We start from the raw sequence: 16,537 nt of genomic DNA on the forward strand, positions 1-16,537 counted from the left end.
GCATCGGCGGTAGGTCAGGCTCTGCCCCTCGGTCTTGACGCTGGAATTTTGCGTTGCTGGCACAATTTGACACGGAAAGGCCCGTACTGGCCCGACTGTGCGCGCAGCCGACGCGCGCCGGGAATGCGGGCGAGACCGCTCCGCCGACGAGGTGCCGCACGCTCGGTGCGGAGGATGGAGGGCTCGTCTCCATGGCTCCGCCCGACGCCGGAGACGATGAATCCACGCGCCGCGCGCCTGCGTAGCGGGTGGTCGTCCGGCTCGCCGTCGACGGCCTGTGGATGGCGGAGCTGCTCGGGCTGGACGCGCCGCCACCTGAGCGACGGACCGAGGTCATCCGCCGCCTTGCAGCAGCCGACCGAGGGGCGTGGCCCGTGACGCCATCCTCTCGCCCGCAAGGCCTTCGGGCTGGCCGGCTTCTGCAGCGCGGTGAACCGCGAGCTCGCCGCCGAGGGGCGCTCAGTAGAGCCTGCTGCGGCAATCCTCGAGCTCCGTGAACCAGGCGGGCACGGCGGAATCCGAGTTCGCATGGCTGCCGAGGGGCGTCACCATCCCGTCCGGGGTCGTCGAGAAGCCGAAGTACAGGTGGTCGGAGCAACCCGCCATGCAGTCCTCGCCGCTGGCGAGATCCAGGATGTACCTGTACTCCTCGCCGTCGATGCTCAGGCATGCGGTGGAGCCGTCTCCGGACAGCCCAGCCGCGTCCGTGGACTCGACCTCCGGCAGCTTCGCGTACTCCCGCGCAAGCATCTCCATGTCGAAGTTGCCGGCGAACCGGAGGAACGTGACCGGCGTCCGATCGAAGTTCGTGAACGAGGTCGCTCCGTAATACTCATTGAGACAGTCCCACGCATGATAGGTCCCGGCGTCTATCGCTGCCTTGCCGGCTTCGGTCCAGCCGATCCCCAGCTCGACGAGCGAGCGATGCGCGCCGGAGATGTTGGCGAGATCTGGATCCATGGCGTGGATGGCGGCGAGATCACGCTTCACCCGCTCGTAGACGTCGAGGGGCGCGATGAACGACTGCGTCGCTTCCCGGGCGAGCACCTCGGCCCCGGGGTCGTCCATCGGCGTGAGGGCGAGCTCCTCGGGCGTCGCGAGGCGCTCGAACCCCGGGCACGCGGGGCTGTCATCGCCTCCTCCGCTGCCGCCATCGCCGCCGATCACCACGGGGTCGTTGCAGCCGTTCGCCTTGGCGCCGGTGAGCACCGGCAGAGCCAGCAGCGCGAGCGCCATGGCGATACGATGTTTGCTGGAGATGTTCATGGTCCTGTGTCTCCTTGAATGAGCGCGTATTCAGCCGGCCGCTCTCTGCGCCGGCCTTCATTGGATGGGTGACTGGAGCGCGGCGGATCCATCTTCGAATCGTCTTTCCGCGCGTCCTTGCGCAAGACGGCTGCGCTGGCGCGCAGCCGGACGTCCGCCGGAGGACCAGGGCGCTGGATGTGAAGCAATGGAGAGGACCGCTCGGGGTGGAGTCCATCGAGCTCTGGGGGCGTCGGATGCCTCGGGGCACTCGTGCCGTCAGCGCTCGTGTCCGGCGAGACCGCCGCCCCGGTCGCAGGCCGAGCTGCGCGTTTGCCGCGCGCGGGTCAGGGCGCGGCGGCGCGGGTGCATGCCGCCCGCACGCGCTCGGCCAACGGGGAGCGGGGCGCATCGCGGAGGAAGCGCGCGGCCTCGGCCCGCGACTCGTCGATCCGGCCGAGCGCACAGAGCGCGAAGACGCGCGCGGCCCTGCGCTCTTCTCGCAGCGCGCCGTCGCGGAACTCCGCCGCGTGATCCTCGAGCAGCGCGAGCGCCCGGCCCGCGTCGCCCGCGCGAAGGGCGCCTTGCGCGCCCCGCAGCAGGGCGAGCTCTCCGGGCAAGGTGCTGCCCGCCGGAGACGCGGAGGCGCTGGCCGCAGAGGGCGCTCGCGCGTCCGACCCGACCGGGAACGCTGGAGGTACGCGCCGCGCGGGCGTCGGGGTGACCGGCGAAGGCTCGCCGGGACCAGACGCTTCCGCAGCCGGAGGCGCGGCGGGGAGCCGCGGCGGCACCGGAGGAGCTGCAGCCGCGGTGTTGGAGGGTGCAGCTGCCGTGGCGAGCGCAGGGGGCGGTGCGTTGATCCCGGCCTCGGTGATGCGCGTGACGTGAACCGCCGCGTGCCGCGCGGCCGGCGCGGCTGGAGGCTCGCGCAGCGCGACCGCGGCACCGCCGCCGAGCGCCCCGAGCAACGCGGCCGCCGCGCCGATCTTCGCGAGCAGCCCGCCGAGTCCGCCGGCCGCGAACGGGACCGCCGCGCCGGCGCCGGTGGCCGCCATGCCTCCCGCGCCGGTGGCCGCCGCGCCTCCCGCTCCCGCGCCGCCCGCGACTGCAGACGGCGCCGCCGGGAGCGTGGCCGAGGCCGTCGAGGTCGTCGCCGAGGCTGTCGCCTGCGCGGCGGCGAGGGCGCCCGCGCGTCGGAGGAGCTTCTCGCGAATACGCGCGCGATCGGCGCTCGATGGCTCCTCGGCGGAGCGCGCTGCGTCCATGATCCGGCGAGCATCGCGGCTGAGCGGCTTCACGCGCACCTCCACGTGCCCCGCGCCCGGTGCCGCAGGACGGCTTGCTCGAAGTCGTGCCGCGCGGCGCGCAGGCGCGAGTACACCGTGCTCACGTTGATGCCTGCGACCTCCGCGATCGCGGGCGCCGTCATCTGCTCCAGCTCGGCGAGCACGAACACCTCGCGCTTCTCCTCGTCGAGGTCGTCGAGCAGCTCGTGGAGGATGCGCACAGCCTCGGCCTGCTCGGTCCGCGCATCCGGCTGATCCGCCTCCGGGCCGGCGACCGCCTCCGGGTCCGCCGGCGCCTCGGCCGCGTGCCCGCGCGGACCCCCGCGGAGCGCGGCGCGGCGGTGCGTGCGCGCGACGCGGAGCACGATGCCGAAGAGCCACGTCTTCATCGACGAGCGCCCCTCAAACTCTGCCAGCCGCCGATGAACGACGAGGAACACGTCCTGCACGGCGTCGTCGAGGGCGGCGTCGATCACCCCGAGGCGCCGCAGGCTGCGCCACACGAAGGCGAAGTGCTCGTCGTAGAGCGCCTCGAAGCACGGCGGGTGCACCGGATCAGGAGCGCGCGCCGTGCCCTCCGCGGCCGCGCGGCCCTCCGCGACCGCTCGGCCGCCGGCGCCGGCGCCGCGGCCCGCCGGGGGGGCAGCGAGAGGGCCGGCGAGCGGATGCGGGCGCGCGTACGCCGCGCTGGAGGAAGCCATGATCGTTGAGTGACGTCGCGCGCCCGGATCCATGATCAAAAATGGACCTCGGCGCCGAGACCCGCGCGGCCCGCAAGGGAGGACGGCTCGTGGACGACGCCGACGTTCTCCAGGACGAAGGGCCGCCTGCCGAGGGGCACCTCGACGCCCGCGTCGAGGCGCAACGCGAGCGGCGGCGCGATCAGCAGGGTGAGGTCGAGCTTCGCCTGTGGCGCGATCCAGAGCGCGTGGCCCTCGCGGGGCCGCGAGACGCCGTAGCCTTCCGCGGAGATCTGCCCGAGCTCCAGGCCAGCGCAGGCCGCTGTCGTGGCCGCCGTCCAGGAGCGCAGCGTGAAGCACGCGGAGGTCGAGCCTGCCAGCAAGGTGAAACGGCCGCCTGCCGCAGGGCGCTCCGGCACGGCGATGGACGTCGTCGGCACGTACGAGAGCGCCGCGTCGAAGCGGAGGCGGGCGACGAGGAGCGTCGCCCAGGCGCGGACCACCGGGACAGGCCCGTCGAACGCGCCCACGTCGACGCCGAGGCCGACGCCGGCTCCGAGGCCGAAGGGCGCAGGCGAGGTGGGAGGCAGCGCCGGACGGGCAGCGGCGTCGACGCGGGCGGAAGCGACGGGGGTGGGCAAGACAGGCGCTGGCGGCGCGGCGGTTGGGGGCGGCGCGGCGGTTGGAGCGGCGGGCGATGGCGATGGCGGACCCGCCGTGGGGGTCTCGGCCGGTCCGGTCGTCACCGCCGCCGGGTCGAAGCCGAGCGCGATGACGAGCGCGGCCGCGCCGGCGAGCGCCTCGCACGTCGGCGCGCTGAGCGCGCGTTCGCCCGTGCCGTCGCGGGTCTCCGTGCGCAGCGTGAGCGCAAAGTGGCCATCGCTGGCGCGGGTGACCTGCGCCCTGGCCACGAGCCGCTGCCCCTCGTTCGCCCGCGGCCTCCCGCCAAGGAGGCGATCGACCTCCCGGAGCACGGCCGCGCTCGAAGGGCACGTGTCGGGCGCCTGCCACGTGAGCGCGATGGGGTGTTCCTGCGCCGCCCCGGCCCGGACGGCGAGCGCCACGCAAAGGAAGGGGACCGCCGTCGGGACGCGCCGCCAGGTGAACATGGACGCCGAGCCCGATACAATCGCGGGGCCAACGAGCTCCGAGGCGCGCTCGGCGCCGAACGCACTGCCCAGCGCGGGGCCGGACCGATCGGCGCGTCATGCCGGGCGCCGAGATGTGCCAGCCCATGACGCCGAGCTGCAGAGCCGCCTCGACGCCGGGACGATCGGGCAGCGCCTCACCAACGTCACCGTGCGTGTCGCCCGCGACGAGGCGCTCGGCGTGCCGGCCGGCGAGATCCGACAGCGGCACGGCTGCACGTGCTCTTCGGCCGCATCCACCGCGGCCAGCAGCTCCTCTGGCTATTCGTTCGCGCGCACGCTGCAGCAAGGCGGTGCCGCGGCGCTGATCGGGAGCGGCGCGGTTACCACCGCGGTTCTCGCCTTCGGGACGCTCCTCGTCGGCCACCGGCTGCTCCGGATCCCCATGGGGACCCTCACCGGCATGCTTGCCGGCATCCAGATGCAGTCGGCGGTGCTCGCGTTCAGCCTGGAGCAGGCGCGCAGCGACGCGCCGGGCACGGGGCACGCGTCGGTCTACCCGGTGGCGACGTTGGTGAAGATCGTGGCGCCCCGGCTCCCCGTGCGGCTGCTCTGAGGCCGCGCTCGGCGGGCGCCTCGGATCATGGGCCGTTGCTCAGCCCGGTTGTCGCCTCGCTGCCCTGAGCGCGCGAGCGAAATAAGAGCAAATAGGGGTTTTACGGGCGCGACGCAGAGCGCAAACTCCCGGGCGAAAGGACAGCCTCATGCTCAAGACTCCCGCTTATGCTGCTGTGTCCGCGAAGGAGCCGCTCCGGCCGTTCACGATCGAGCGACGTGATCCGGGGCCGCACGACGTTCTCATCGAGATCCTCTTCTGCGGCGTGTGCCACTCCGACATCCATCAGGTCCGCGACGAGTGGGGGGGCGCCATCTTTCCGATGGTGCCGGGGCACGAGATCGTCGGCCGGGTCAAGCACGTCGGCGATCAGGTCACGAAGCTCAAGGTCGGCGATCTCGCCGGGGTGGGGTGCTTCGTCGATTCGTGCCGCGCGTGCGAGCCGTGCCGTGGGAACACGGAGCAGTTCTGTGAGCGGGGCATGGCCCCCACCTACAACGGCACCGAGATGGACCGGAAGACGCCGACCCAGGGCGGGTACTCGTCGCAGATCGTCGTCGCCGAGCACTACGCGCTGAAGATCCCGGCCGGCCTCGACCCGGCCGGCGCGGCGCCGCTCCTCTGTGCCGGCATCACCACCTACTCGCCGCTGCGCCAGTGGAACTGCAAGCGAGGCGACCGCGTCGGCGTGGTGGGCCTCGGCGGGCTCGGCCACATGGCCGTCAAGCTCGCCGCGTCGATGGGCGCGGAGGTGACCGTGCTCAGCACGTCGCGCGCCAAGGAGGCCGACGCGCGCCGGATGGGCGCGAGCGCGTTCGAGGTCACGAAGGACGAGGCCACCTTCCAGAAGCTGGCCGGTCGCTTCAACCTGCTCATCGACACCATCTCCGCCCCGCACGACTACAACGCGTACCTGGGAATGCTGCGCCCCCACGGCGCGATGGTGCTCGTCGGCGTCCCGCCGGAGGCGACGCCCGTGGCCGCGTTCTCCCTCATCGCCGGGAACAAGCGGCTCGCCGGCTCGATGATCGGCGGGATCGCCGAGACGCAGGAGATGCTCGACTACTGCGCCAAGCACAAGATCGTCTCGGATGTCGAGATCATCCCTGTCCAGCAGATCAACGCGGCGTACGAGCGGATGGTTCGGGGCGACGTGCGCTACCGCTTCGTCATCGACAGCGCGTCGCTCTCCGCGACCTGAGCGCCCTCGCGCCCCGCGCGGGGGCGCAGGCCGCCGGGCTCGACGGGGATGACCGGGGGCGTCGCGGTCGGATGCCGTCGCACCCGCTCCCTGCGCGGACTAGACCTGTCCCCCCCGCCGGCTGTGGAGTGAAAGAGCATCTCGCCAGCAAGATTGCTCACCTCTGCACGGGCTGGATGGAGAGCGACGTGTAGATACCGTGGCCCCTGGCGCCGATGTGGAGCCGGATGAAATCCCCCACGGCCTCGAGGAGCCGGGCGCGCTTGAGCTCGCCGCTGTCGATGCCCACGAGGCCCAGCTCATCGACGAGCCCCTGCACGGCGGCCTTTGCGGCCGCGTCGTCCGAGCATAAAAAGACGGAGATGCGCTGCGGGGCGAGCTTGTCGCGCCCGAGCTCGGCGACCACGTGCGGGATCGTCTGGAACGCCGTGACGATCTTCGCCTGCGGCACGTCCGCCGCGAGCCGCTCGGCCAGCGAGACCTCCGGCGTCGGGCGATCGATGCGGGAGTCGAAGTCGCGGTTGTTGCAGTCGATCACGACCTTTCCGGCCAGCGCCTGCGGGGCGCGCAGCAGCGTCGACGGGAACACGCCGCGCACCGTGTAGAGGATCACGTCGCCGAACGCGGCCGCGTCGTCGAAGTCGCCCGCGCGCGCCCGCTCGTGCTTTGCGGCGACCGCCTCGGCCTTGGCGCGGTCCCTCGAGCCGAAGAGGACGTCGTGCCCGTTCGACGCCCAGAGCAGGCCGAACGTACGTCCCATGTTCCCTGTGCCGATCACGCCGATTTTCACGTCCACGCTCCCTTCGAGCGATCGATCGCTCCGGACACTGCCTCTCGCTTTCGTGCGGGGGGCCGGGCCTACATTCTTGGAGGCGGCGCGACGCGCGACCATGACATTTTGTCGGAAATACGTGGCCGTTCGTCCGGCCCCGCCAACTCGGGCTCGCTTTTCCTGCGCGGTGACCAGACGTCCCGTGGCATGTCCTCGCGCCCCGGCCCCCCGCCCCCGTGGGGATCGTGATCGGATCCCCCGCAGCCCGCAGGGCCAGCAGCCAGCATGGTCAAGAGAACGGCCGCGATTGCGCCCGGCGCATGGCGCGCATATTTCTGCATCATGGTCCATAACCTCTCGGTGACGGTCGGCGACGAGCATCCTTCGTCGCTGACGGTTCGGTAAGAGAGCCCGTCTCACAGGGCTGTTCGCCGATGGCCCAGCTCTCGTGTCCCCCGAACATCCAGGCGCTCGCCGCGCTCGACCCTCGCAGGCGACGTGAAGCCGGAGTCGCGGCGGCTGACGTTCCGGGGGGCTCATTCGACGATGCGCGCGAGCCGGAGGAGCTGTAGATCGAAGCGCAGGCCGATGGCGTTCGCATACTTCACATTGAGCAAGAGCTCGGGCTTGGTGCCGGCCAGCCCCACGGAGACGGCGCAGCCGCGCTTGACGTCATCACCGTCGCCGCACACGATGATACGGACGACGGAGCCCTCGCGCGTCACAATCTCGGGGATGATCGAGGACAGGCCGCGCGCCACGTAGACCACCTCGGCCCCGCTGTTGCGCAGCGCCTCCTGCAGCTGGACCTTGGAGCCGTACGTCACGCGCACGGCGGTGGCCGGCCGCCTGGCCACGGAGGTCCTGGCCGCCAGCCTCGAGAGCACGGCCGTCATCGCGTTCGCGTCCTCCGCGCTCTCGCCCGACTCGTCGCCGACGACCGCGAACACCGCTGCGCCCGTCCTGCTGGCGAATCCGCTCTCATAGCCGATCGACCGCAGGAGGATGGCTCCGCGCAGCTCGTGGGGAACGGCAGGCGCAGAGAGCCCCTCGCTGCTGCACGTCGTGAGGATCGCGACCGCCGTCAACATCCGGACTGAAGAGCTCGGAGACATCGTGCCTCTCTGATCAGTGTTGAGACGGTTCGGCGGAGCTGCGAGGCGCGCCGCCGCGGGCTCGGCGGCAGGGAGGGGGAGTGCAGCATGGCGACCACGGTCCCCACGTCAGCGGTCCTTGCTGGCGAGCCACCTCACGATGGCCGGCAAGCGCTGCAGGTTGCGCTTCGAGATGACCGCGTCCGCCTGGGCTTCCGCCCGCAGGCGCTCGAGCTCCCGCTCGGAATGCCCGGACATCAGGATGACGCTGAGGTGCCCGAGCCGCGGGTTCTTCCGGAACAGGGTGAGCAGCCGGTCTCCCCGGAGGGTCGGCATGAAGACGTCGACGATGACGACGCGCGACTGATATCGCACGATCGCCTGCGTCGCGCCGATGGGAGACGGCAGCGCGATGACCTGCCAGCCTGCATCCCGCAGAATACGGGACACCTCCTCGCGCGCGATCTCGCTGTCGTCGATGACGACCACAGGCGCGGTCATCGCTCCGCTCGGAGGAATCACAGAGCGCGCGGAGGCGCTCGGCGCAGGGTCTGCATCATCCGGCGCGCCGGCGGTCGGCGGCTTCGTCTGACTGGTGGTACGCCGGTCGCTCACGGCCCCAGCTCGACGGCTCTGTCCTCGCGTGACGCGAGGAGCATGGCCGCTGGCGCGCCGGCAGGCGCCGGCACGCTCACGACGATCATCATCCAGAGGCTCGGGTAGAGGCGGCGCCTAGAATCCATGCGTCACGTTGACCGTCAGGCTCCGCCCGATAGAAGGGACGTCGAAGCCCCCGAATCCGGGCTCCGAGTGCCGTTGGTGGAAGAGGTTCTTGACCGACAGGCTCGCCGCCGTCTCCGAGCGATCACCGAGCAGATCCGCGCGTACGCTCGCGAGCGTGACGTCGACCGTGGCATAGGCCGGCAACGTGTACGGCTCGTCGTCGTTCTGCAAGACGTTGCCCTGGGCGGCGACTCGCGCGCCCACGATCCTCGCGTGGACGTTGATGTTGGAGTAGATCTCGGGGATCCGGATGTCGACGCCACCCAGCGCGAAGATGAAGGGATACAGCGGGAGCTTCGTGTCTGTCTCGTAGACCAGCTTCCCGTCCTCGACGTGGGCGACGCGGCTGTTCGCCGCGACGCTCACGTAAGGCGCGATCCGATCGTGGGCCAGCCGCAAGCTCAGCTCGGCGCCCACGTGCGTCTCATCGCCCTGGTTGCGCCCCACGAAGTTCGCGCCCAGCGACGTGAACTCGATCCGGTCGGCGATCTCCTGGCCGTAGACGGCGGCTTCGAACAGGACCATCGAGAGCCCGCCGCTCACGACGAGCTCGGCCGAGCGACTCTTCTGCGGTTCGAGCGGCGGCACGTAAGGCAGCGTCTCGCTGCCGATGACATTATTGTTCCGGCCGAAGCCCGTCAAGCCATACAGGAGAACGGCCGATGGCGTCTGGTAGGAGCTGCCCACGATGAGCTTCGTCACGAGGCTGTCGTTCCAGCGGTACGCAGCGGAGGCCCGCCAGGACCCCTGTGCACCCCATTGGTTGGGCTTGTCGAGCCGGGCATTTCCAGAGAGGTGGAGCCCTTCGAGCCATCGAGGCCGGTCCACCTGTATCTGAGCGAAGGCGCCCCCCGTCGAGAGCATGGCAGTGCGCAGATCCTCATCGGACACCAGGTCCACCTCGTCGCCGCTCGAGTGGCCGCCGAGGTCGGACCGGTAGATCTCCGTGTAATACAGCACGTCGGCGAGGTCGACGATGGCGTCCGCGCCGCCGCTCAGGGTGATGTCCGCTGCGAGCGACGCATCGACGCGCGCTCCCGCCTGGAACGCGGTCGACGAGAAGTTGCGGCGGAACGACGTCGCGCGGACGCCCGTGAGGAAGAGCTCCTCGTCCCTGGTCGGCGCGCCGCGCGAGAAGCCGGCCGAGAGCTGCGTCGCGATGCGCGGCGTCCACGCTTTGTCGTGATGAACGCTCGCCCACGCGTTCTGAAGAGAATACCGAGAGCCGTGGGTGAGCGCGGAGTTGAGCTGGAACTCCCCCATGGAATCGAGCCTCTGGAAGCCCCCCTGGACCCTCAGGCTGCCGATCGCGTCGGTCTCGACGCTCAGCTGGGCGTAGAAGCTCGAAGGCGCAGCGATGTCGTTCCGGCTCTCGTCAGAGAAGAACGGCGCGTAAGCCGGGAGCTCCGGGCGCTGCCCGGGGAACGTACGCTCGATCCTCAGGCCCGAACGATCGATGCGGTCGAAGCTGTACGCGGCGAGGATGCCGAAGCTGCCCGTCACCTGGTGCGCCAGGATGGTCCCACCGTAGCCAGGCTGCTTCGAGATCCAGTTGCCTCGCGCGGACAGCGCCGCCCCGGACGCGCCGTCGCTGGCATTCCGCGTGATGACGTTCACCGTGGCGAGAAAGGCGTTGGCTCCATACAGGGACGACAGGGGACCCTTCGCGATCTCGACTCGCTCGACGCACTCGATCGGGATGTACTCCGGCCCCAGGAGCGCCGTCAGATCGGGCTGAAAAATCACCGAGTGCCCGTTGATCATCACCTTGACGATCCGCGAGCCCGCTCGGAGCCCGCCGGTTACCCCCCTCACGCCGACGGATGGGAGCACCAGGTCGTCGACGACATACAGCCCCGGGGTGCTCGCGAGCACCTCGACGAGTGAGCGCCACCCGCGCGTCCTGATCTCTTCCTTGCTGATGACCACCAGGTTCGCGGCGGCGACCGATTTGTCCTCTGCTTCACCGCCGCTCGCGGTGACCACCTGGACGTTGAGCAGCTCCTCCAGCGACATCTGTGCCAGAGCAGCTGTCTCATGGACCGAGGTCGCCTGCGGAGGCGGCGCGCTGGATTGCTGTGCGCTCGCGCCGCGCGTCGCTCCGCCCATGAGCGCAGCCACAAACACGGGAGCTCGAACCGTATACGCCCGACTCGTCATGCTGTCACCACGAGATCGGGTCACGGGTTCGGGACGAGCGGACACGTGGGCTGGACGCAGTCGAAAATGTCGAGATCTCGGAACATCCGCTGCTCGATCTTCCAGCGCGCGACCTTCATGAGCACATCGCCCTCGGCATCGAAGTCGCAGCTGCCAGAGGCTCCTTCGTAGTTGAGCGGCCTGCCCTCGGCGACCAGCGAGATCGCCTGTGCGAACCCGTCACCGCCGGGGCGGACGACGTCCCCGGACGGCTCGTTGATCTTCGTCAGCGCGTCGCGGATCTGTGCCGGAGTCACCGCGGTCGGGTCCTGGAGCGGTGCGGACGCGACCAGCGACGCCAGCATGAGCACGGCCGCGGCGTCATAAGCTACCGCGTCGAAGGCGCCGAGCTCGAACGCGCCGACGCGCTCGAGTGCCCGGACGAACGCCTCGCCCGACGGCCCTGGCTCGAACAGAACGGGTGAAGTGCCCTCCTGCCCGTCGCCGGCGCTCCCGAGCCCCTCGACGACCTGCGCGCGCCGGAACGTATCATGGTGCAGCAGGGGCATGGAGCCGCTGTAGTTCTTCGTCACGTTGATGTTGTGACCCGAGTTCGACGCATCGATGATGGCGTCGGGCGGGCTCCTGGGCGCGGCCTCACCGACCTTGTTGCCGTCTGCGTCGGTCAGCTCCGTGATATCGTCGACGAGACGGTTGAGCTCATCCGCGAAGTTGTAGTCCGTGGGCACGCCTCCAGCGCCGCTCGGCACATAGAAGATCCCCTCGACGATCGGCGCGGGAGCGCCCGGCGAGCGCACGTCCTTCGCTGCGTCGGCGAGGGCCGAGACGTAGCCGACGCCGAAGGCGTTCTTCGGTCCGAGGACCGAGATCTTGAGCTGTTCCCTGTCGGCGATGCCCCGCTGCATGAGGATGTTCATGATGACCCGCGTCTGGGGCAAGGCGCTCATGGACGTGCGGAATACCCAGCCATCCGCGTCGCGCCGCGCTGCCCGCACGACGGGATCCGTGCTCTGGTCGTCAGGGTTGTTCAAGAACGGCGACGAGGCCGCCATCGACACCGTGGGCACGCCCACCCGCCTCGCGGGGTCGGGGTCATAGCTCAGGCTCGCCACGCCCTCCGTGTTCGGGCTGGAGTCGAGCACGAGCGCCTTCGCTCCGCCCTCCACGAGCTCCTGCGCCAGCGAGATGGCCAGCGACTTCGTGTTCTTGGAGTCCCTCAGCGTGATATCGAAGGCCAGATCCTTGTAGCCCGCTCGGTCAAGAGCGTGGTTCATCTGGTCCTGCGCCATCACGATGGCCGAGTACCAGTTCGGGTTGGCGATGTCGCCGGTGCGGTCGACGACCCCTCCCAGCTGAAGGACGCCCTTCGCACCGGGATCCTCGCCGCTGGAGCATGCTGGCAGGGCGGTGACGAGCATGGGGATCAACCATTTCCGCATGGTGTCTCTTCGGTTTGTAGCGCTGCGCGGAGCGTCGTGGGGACGCCGCAGATAGCGCGGGGAGCGTCAGCCCTCCTTCGGCACCCGCGCGCGGCGGACGCGGACACGCGAGCACCGGAGCCGATCTCATCAGTAGGAGAGGACTTCGCTCCAGGTGGTGACGTTCCACCTGGTGGCAAACAGACTGTCGATGGCGGGCTCGGCCGCGGCGCGGACCGCCGCCGCGGCCGGAGTCACCACGGTCATACCGAGCGATTCGAGCTCGGCGAGCAGCGTGGATTCACGGGCGGCCATGTCCGCGGAGCCCCACTTCACGGCTCTCCTCATGGCCTTGCGGAGCTTCAGCTCGTCTCCGGCCGACAGCCCGTCCATGAAGCAGTCGTTGGCCAGCACGAGGCCGAAGCCCACCAGGTGGTTCGTGAGCGAGAGGTGCGATTGCACCTCGTGCAGGTTCAGCGAGCGAATCTGGGTGAGGTCGCCCTCGGATGCATCCGCGGTTCCGTTCGCCAGCGCCGCGTGGATCCCGGTCAGCGGGACCTGAACGGGCGCGGCGCCGAGCGAGGACCACACGGCGATCCAGTCCGGCACCGGAGGGAGCCGCAGGTCCAGGCCGACGAGGTCGGCCGGGCCGTTGATGGGCGCGTTGGACGTGAACTGACGGAAGCCGCGGTACACGGTGCCGAGCGTCTCGAGGTTGCCTCCGGCGAGGAGAAGGTCCTGCGCTTCCTGCCCGAGCTCGCCGCCCCAGACGTTCTGGAAGTGCTCGTAGTCGCGGATGACGTAAGGACCGTTGAAGAAGAAGTACCGGGGAGCCCAGTCCTGGATCGGCTGGCCACCGGTGAGCATGATATCCGCGACGCGCTCTTCGGCCGCGCAGCTCGTCATGGCCGGATCGATGGTCTGCTCGTCGAGGACCGAGGTCGACACCTGGACGGTGATCCTTCCGTTCGTCTTCGTTTCGAGCAGCTCCTTGAACTTGTTCGCCGTGTCGGCGAGGATGTGACCCGCGGCAAACGGCGTCGCCACGCGGACCGTATATGCGGGCCGATGCGCTTCTGCAGGTGCAGCCAGCGAAGCGACGAACAATGAAAAAGCGGCTACCGCGAGCGTCCCACGATGCGTCATGCGTGCACTCCTCACGAGCGTTTCCAGGGACCGCAATCCGTGTGTAGGACAATAATCAATCGTGTGTGCATTTCAAGCGTCATTTTATTTTGACGCAATCGTCTCGGCGCTTCCATGGCTCGCGGCGACGGCGGCCGCCTGGCACGCTGTCTCGAGTCCATGTGAACCGACGCGCATGATCTCGCTCGGCGTCGAGAGGCTCGCTCGCAGCGCCATCGTGCCCGAGCTCTCGGGCCATGGTCGGCCCGGCACGGCCACGCCGCGGGAGTCGAGGGGCGTGAGCAACGGGAACGAACACCGGACGTTGCATGTGGCGACGTGTGCCGTCCTCATCGTCAGCTCACGATGGCGAGCGCTGGACGGCTCGATGCACACGGCGAGCCAGCGCGATAAGACGCGGCTGGCCCGCAAGAGATAAGACGCGGCTGGCCCGCAAGAGGAGAGACCTCGTCGGTTTCGGCGGGAGCGCGTGACTGACCCCCCGCCGGACGAGCGCCCCCGTGTGCGCTGTCAACCCGTGGTTGACACGGGTTGACGGCGGCAGTTTACAGTGGCGTCGCGGTGTGGCGTGGAGCGGCCGCGGGAGGCGAGTCAGCGCAAGCGCCTTCCGACGTCCTCGCCCCTGATCAGCGCCTCCAGCTCGGTGGGCTCAGCGCGGTTCACGTCCCCCTCGACCGAGTACTTTCCGGCGCTGGACACCGTCGCGAAGCCCGGCGCGCCCTCCCGGCAGGCGGCTGTCCGCTCGCGGTGCAGACCCGTAGCTGCTCGGCCCGGGGCTCATCGCCGCGGCCTTCCTCGCCGCCGGCGCCGAGGTTGCCGCGCGCCCCCAGCGCCGCCCGCACCCAGGTCGCCCCCAGCGCCGCCAGGGCCCGCCGCCCGCACCCAGGTCGCCCCCAGCGCCGCCCGCACCCAGGTCGCCCCCCGCGCCCCCAGCGCCGCCGCACCCAGGTCGCCCCCAGCGCCGCCAGGGCCGCCGCCCGCACCCAGGTTGCCGCCGACGCGTCCAGCGCAGCGCTCCGTCCCGGCCACCCGCCCCCCGGCGCCGTACACGCTCCCGGCTCCGACCCGGTATACACGACCTCCGAAGTGCTGTCGGCAAGCAGCAGACCTGTGCCGGGGAGGCGGGCGCGGGCGACCAACCTTTTGCCGCGATGATGCCTGGCGACGCCATGGCGGAACTGCGGGCGCCACGGGAGCCGTGAGAAAAGGAGTCCGCTTGCATGCGCACCGTGCCATGCCGGGCTTCCGCTCACGTCACGAACGAGATGTCGTCGATCCAGATATCGAAAGCCAACCGAGCGCCGAAGCGAAACCGGATCCCCGACACCTGCCTCCTCGACGCAACCAAGCAGATCCTTGCCACACAGATGCTGGGCGATGCCCGATTCGATATCGGTCTCGACGTGGTGCCGGCGAACAAGATTGACGCATCCTACTACTTTCTCGACTCGATCCGCGCAATCGCGCAATAGTGGAGGGGGGTTGTCGGCAGTGTCGTGGCATCGAGGATGCCTCGAGCCGCCGTCGTTGCATCGCTCGGCCCGGGGCATCGCGGTGAAGAGGCTGGCGGCAGCGCCAGCAGCCAGCGTCGGGCCGGCATCGTGCCACCTCCGGGCCCCTCTCTCCCCCCGTAGGAGACAGGGTGCGCCGGACGGGTGCTCGTCCGGCGGGGCAGTCGTTCGGGATCATGTGCCCTGGCGCGCTCGCGGGGGACACAAGTCCAGCTCACTCGTCCAAGCACCGCGGCTCTTCAGAGGGTATTCTGCTTTTCTCTTGGCGCACAGCTTTCTTGGCGTATAGTGCAGGAACGTACCCTGCATGGCGTCGGGAGGGTTCCATGCATACCGTGTTGCGCTGGTCGGTGGCACTCGCCTTCACGCTCGGTTCGGTCGCTTGCGGCGGCACCCCTGCGGAGGAACCCATCACCATCGCCTGGATGTCCAAAGCGGCGGACAACCCGTTCTTCGACCTCAGCAGGCAAGCCGCGCTGGTCGCTGGGCGGGACCTGACCAGCGCCAGCGGCCGGGAGGTGAGGGTGCTCCTCGTCGAGCCGGCGAGCGCGGACGCGGAGCTGCAGGCCGCAAAGGTGCGGGAAGCCATCGACATGAACGTCGACGCGATCAACATGAGCGTCCTGGATCCTCCGTCGGCGACGCCGCTCATCAACGAGGCCGCAGCGCGCGGCATCCCCACGCTCACCTTCGACAGCGACGCACCCGACAGCGACCGCGTCACGTACTACGGCATCGACACCATCGACGCATCGATGACGGCAGCCAGGCTGCTGGCGAAATTGATGGGGTACTCTGGCCAGATCGCGATCATGACCTCCGAGGACACCTCCGGGGCGTACATCGAGCGCATCAACGCGTTCAAGGACGAGATCGGGAAGCACGACTCGTTATCAATCTCTACGTCCGTCATTTGCGGTCCCGTCGAGGTCATGGAAAAGGCCGGGTGCGCCCAGCTCCTCGAGGAGGTCACCGAGGCTCACCCGGAGATCAAAGGCTGGTACCTGGCGCGCGGGCGCGTGCTGCGCGAGCTCGATCTGGCCCAGAAGGCACCGAAATGGTCGTCCCGGCAGCGCTCGGGGGAGATCGTCTCCGTGGGCTTCGACGTGACGGACACCTCGCTGCCCAACCTGAAGGACGGGCTCACCAACGCCCTTATCGGCCAGAAGCTCTTCGGCTGGGGGTACGACGTCGTTTTCATGACGTTCGACATGTTGACCACGGATCGCCGGTTCGAACCGTTCTTCAACTCGGGGTTCGACGTCGTGTGTGGAAACAACGTGGACGAGGCCATCGCCAACTGGAAGGCCCAGGATTTCCGTGGGGGCCTCACCGCCTGCGAGCTCCTGTCCGAGTCGAACTAGGCGGGGCGCCCCCTGGGTCCCCGCGAGCCGGACCTACGAGGGCACCCCACCGCCGGACGCGGGCTGGCTCTTCCCCGGCGAGTCCCGCGCCGAGGGCTCCGCGGTGGACTCCTCGGGCAACGTGCTCCTCACCGGCTCGCGGAGCGGGCGACACGAGGAAGCCCGGCGCCTGG

Annotated in this window: 16 protein-coding genes; 5 read left to right on the forward strand and 11 right to left on the reverse strand. The window is 69.8% G+C overall.

Annotation, left to right across the window (positions count from 1 at the left end; translation table 11 throughout):
• The first annotated feature begins 248 nt into the window (after positions 1-248).
• Complete coding sequence (locus WME89_RS19820) at positions 249-497, forward strand: hypothetical protein (RefSeq protein ID WP_438010683.1); 249 nt, start codon at positions 249-251, stop codon at positions 495-497.
• On the opposite strand, the gene WME89_RS19825 is transcribed toward WME89_RS19820, so the two are convergent.
• From WME89_RS19825 to WME89_RS19840, 4 genes are all read right to left on the reverse strand, one after another.
• The gene (locus WME89_RS19825; protein ID WP_438010684.1) at positions 460-1,266 is read right to left on the reverse strand and encodes a hypothetical protein; all 807 of its coding nucleotides are present in this window, start codon (positions 1,264-1,266) and stop codon (positions 460-462) included. The two genes, WME89_RS19820 and WME89_RS19825, sit on opposite strands and share 38 nt — an antisense overlap.
• Before the next feature lie 326 nt (positions 1,267-1,592).
• Positions 1,593-2,543 carry a hypothetical protein gene (locus WME89_RS19830; RefSeq protein ID WP_438010685.1) on the reverse strand — a complete coding sequence of 317 codons (951 nt, stop codon included), beginning with the start codon at positions 2,541-2,543 and terminating at the stop codon, positions 1,593-1,595.
• Entirely contained in the window at positions 2,540-3,232 is a 693-nt protein-coding gene (locus tag WME89_RS19835; RefSeq protein ID WP_438010686.1) for an RNA polymerase sigma factor, read from the reverse strand. The genes WME89_RS19830 and WME89_RS19835 overlap by 4 nt, the downstream gene beginning before the upstream one ends.
• 35 nt (positions 3,233-3,267) lie before the next feature.
• Positions 3,268-4,320, reverse strand: a complete 1,053-nt coding sequence (locus WME89_RS19840) for a hypothetical protein (RefSeq protein WP_438010687.1) — start codon at positions 4,318-4,320, stop codon at positions 3,268-3,270.
• 115 nt (positions 4,321-4,435) lie between these two features.
• Here WME89_RS19840 and WME89_RS19845 point away from each other — a divergent pair, with 115 nt between their 5' ends.
• Positions 4,436-4,915 (forward strand): hypothetical protein, encoded by a 480-nt coding sequence (locus WME89_RS19845; RefSeq protein WP_438010688.1) that lies wholly within the window; start codon positions 4,436-4,438, stop codon positions 4,913-4,915.
• A gap of 148 nt (positions 4,916-5,063) precedes the next feature.
• On the forward strand, positions 5,064-6,116 hold the full coding sequence (locus WME89_RS19850) for an NAD(P)-dependent alcohol dehydrogenase (protein ID WP_438010689.1): 1,053 nt from the start codon (positions 5,064-5,066) through the stop codon (positions 6,114-6,116).
• Between the two features lie 157 nt (positions 6,117-6,273).
• Here WME89_RS19850 and WME89_RS19855 read toward each other — a convergent pair whose 3' ends face one another.
• The 7 genes from WME89_RS19855 to WME89_RS19885 all read right to left on the reverse strand — a co-directional run bounded on the left by WME89_RS19855 (position 6,274) and on the right by WME89_RS19885 (position 13,390).
• Complete coding sequence (locus WME89_RS19855; protein ID WP_438010690.1) at positions 6,274-6,912, reverse strand: NADPH-dependent F420 reductase; 639 nt, start codon at positions 6,910-6,912, stop codon at positions 6,274-6,276.
• A 512-nt stretch (positions 6,913-7,424) separates the two neighbouring features.
• Positions 7,425-7,979: a YfiR family protein gene (locus WME89_RS19860; RefSeq protein ID WP_438010691.1), complete on the reverse strand. Its 555-nt coding sequence runs from the start codon at positions 7,977-7,979 to the stop codon at positions 7,425-7,427.
• Between the two features lie 132 nt (positions 7,980-8,111).
• The gene (locus WME89_RS19865; RefSeq protein WP_438010692.1) at positions 8,112-8,483 is read right to left on the reverse strand and encodes a response regulator; all 372 of its coding nucleotides are present in this window, start codon (positions 8,481-8,483) and stop codon (positions 8,112-8,114) included.
• Between the two features lie 110 nt (positions 8,484-8,593).
• Complete coding sequence (locus tag WME89_RS19870) at positions 8,594-8,725, reverse strand: hypothetical protein (protein ID WP_438010693.1); 132 nt, start codon at positions 8,723-8,725, stop codon at positions 8,594-8,596.
• Positions 8,715-10,781: a TonB-dependent receptor plug domain-containing protein gene (locus WME89_RS19875; protein ID WP_438010694.1), complete on the reverse strand. Its 2,067-nt coding sequence runs from the start codon at positions 10,779-10,781 to the stop codon at positions 8,715-8,717. Before WME89_RS19875 ends, WME89_RS19870 begins: the two co-directional genes overlap by 11 nt.
• A 164-nt stretch (positions 10,782-10,945) precedes the next feature.
• Positions 10,946-12,364, reverse strand: a complete 1,419-nt coding sequence (locus tag WME89_RS19880) for a hypothetical protein (RefSeq protein WP_438010695.1) — start codon at positions 12,362-12,364, stop codon at positions 10,946-10,948.
• A 129-nt stretch (positions 12,365-12,493) separates the two neighbouring features.
• Positions 12,494-13,390 (reverse strand): TRAP transporter substrate-binding protein, encoded by an 897-nt coding sequence (locus tag WME89_RS19885; protein ID WP_438010696.1) that lies wholly within the window; start codon positions 13,388-13,390, stop codon positions 12,494-12,496.
• 1,319 nt (positions 13,391-14,709) lie between these two features.
• Here WME89_RS19885 and WME89_RS19890 point away from each other — a divergent pair.
• Positions 14,710-14,961 carry a hypothetical protein gene (locus tag WME89_RS19890; RefSeq protein WP_438010697.1) on the forward strand — a complete coding sequence of 84 codons (252 nt, stop codon included), beginning with the start codon at positions 14,710-14,712 and terminating at the stop codon, positions 14,959-14,961.
• A 464-nt stretch (positions 14,962-15,425) separates the two neighbouring features.
• On the forward strand, positions 15,426-16,364 hold the full coding sequence (locus tag WME89_RS19895) for a substrate-binding domain-containing protein (protein WP_438010698.1): 939 nt from the start codon (positions 15,426-15,428) through the stop codon (positions 16,362-16,364).
• Positions 16,365-16,537: the final 173 nt, after the last annotated feature.

This window comes from Sorangium sp. So ce321 (genome assembly GCF_051530195.1).
Taxonomy (GTDB): domain Bacteria; phylum Myxococcota_A; class Polyangia; order Polyangiales; family Polyangiaceae; genus Sorangium.

Coding starts and splice junctions, on each gene's coding strand:
- WME89_RS19860 (WP_438010691.1), bottom strand. CDS start 7,979: ATGTTGACGGCGGTCGCGATCCTCACGACGTGCAGCAGCGAGGGGCTC.
- WME89_RS19865 (WP_438010692.1), bottom strand. CDS start 8,483: ATGACCGCGCCTGTGGTCGTCATCGACGACAGCGAGATCGCGCGCGAG.
- WME89_RS19890 (WP_438010697.1), top strand. CDS start 14,710: ATGCGCACCGTGCCATGCCGGGCTTCCGCTCACGTCACGAACGAGATG.
- WME89_RS19835 (WP_438010686.1), bottom strand. CDS start 3,232: ATGGCTTCCTCCAGCGCGGCGTACGCGCGCCCGCATCCGCTCGCCGGC.
- WME89_RS19870 (WP_438010693.1), bottom strand. CDS start 8,725: ATGGATTCTAGGCGCCGCCTCTACCCGAGCCTCTGGATGATGATCGTC.
- WME89_RS19850 (WP_438010689.1), top strand. CDS start 5,064: ATGCTCAAGACTCCCGCTTATGCTGCTGTGTCCGCGAAGGAGCCGCTC.
- WME89_RS19895 (WP_438010698.1), top strand. CDS start 15,426: ATGTCCAAAGCGGCGGACAACCCGTTCTTCGACCTCAGCAGGCAAGCC.
- WME89_RS19875 (WP_438010694.1), bottom strand. CDS start 10,781: ATGTCGCTGGAGGAGCTGCTCAACGTCCAGGTGGTCACCGCGAGCGGC.
- WME89_RS19880 (WP_438010695.1), bottom strand. CDS start 12,364: ATGCGGAAATGGTTGATCCCCATGCTCGTCACCGCCCTGCCAGCATGC.
- WME89_RS19840 (WP_438010687.1), bottom strand. CDS start 4,320: ATGTTCACCTGGCGGCGCGTCCCGACGGCGGTCCCCTTCCTTTGCGTG.
- WME89_RS19825 (WP_438010684.1), bottom strand. CDS start 1,266: ATGAACATCTCCAGCAAACATCGTATCGCCATGGCGCTCGCGCTGCTG.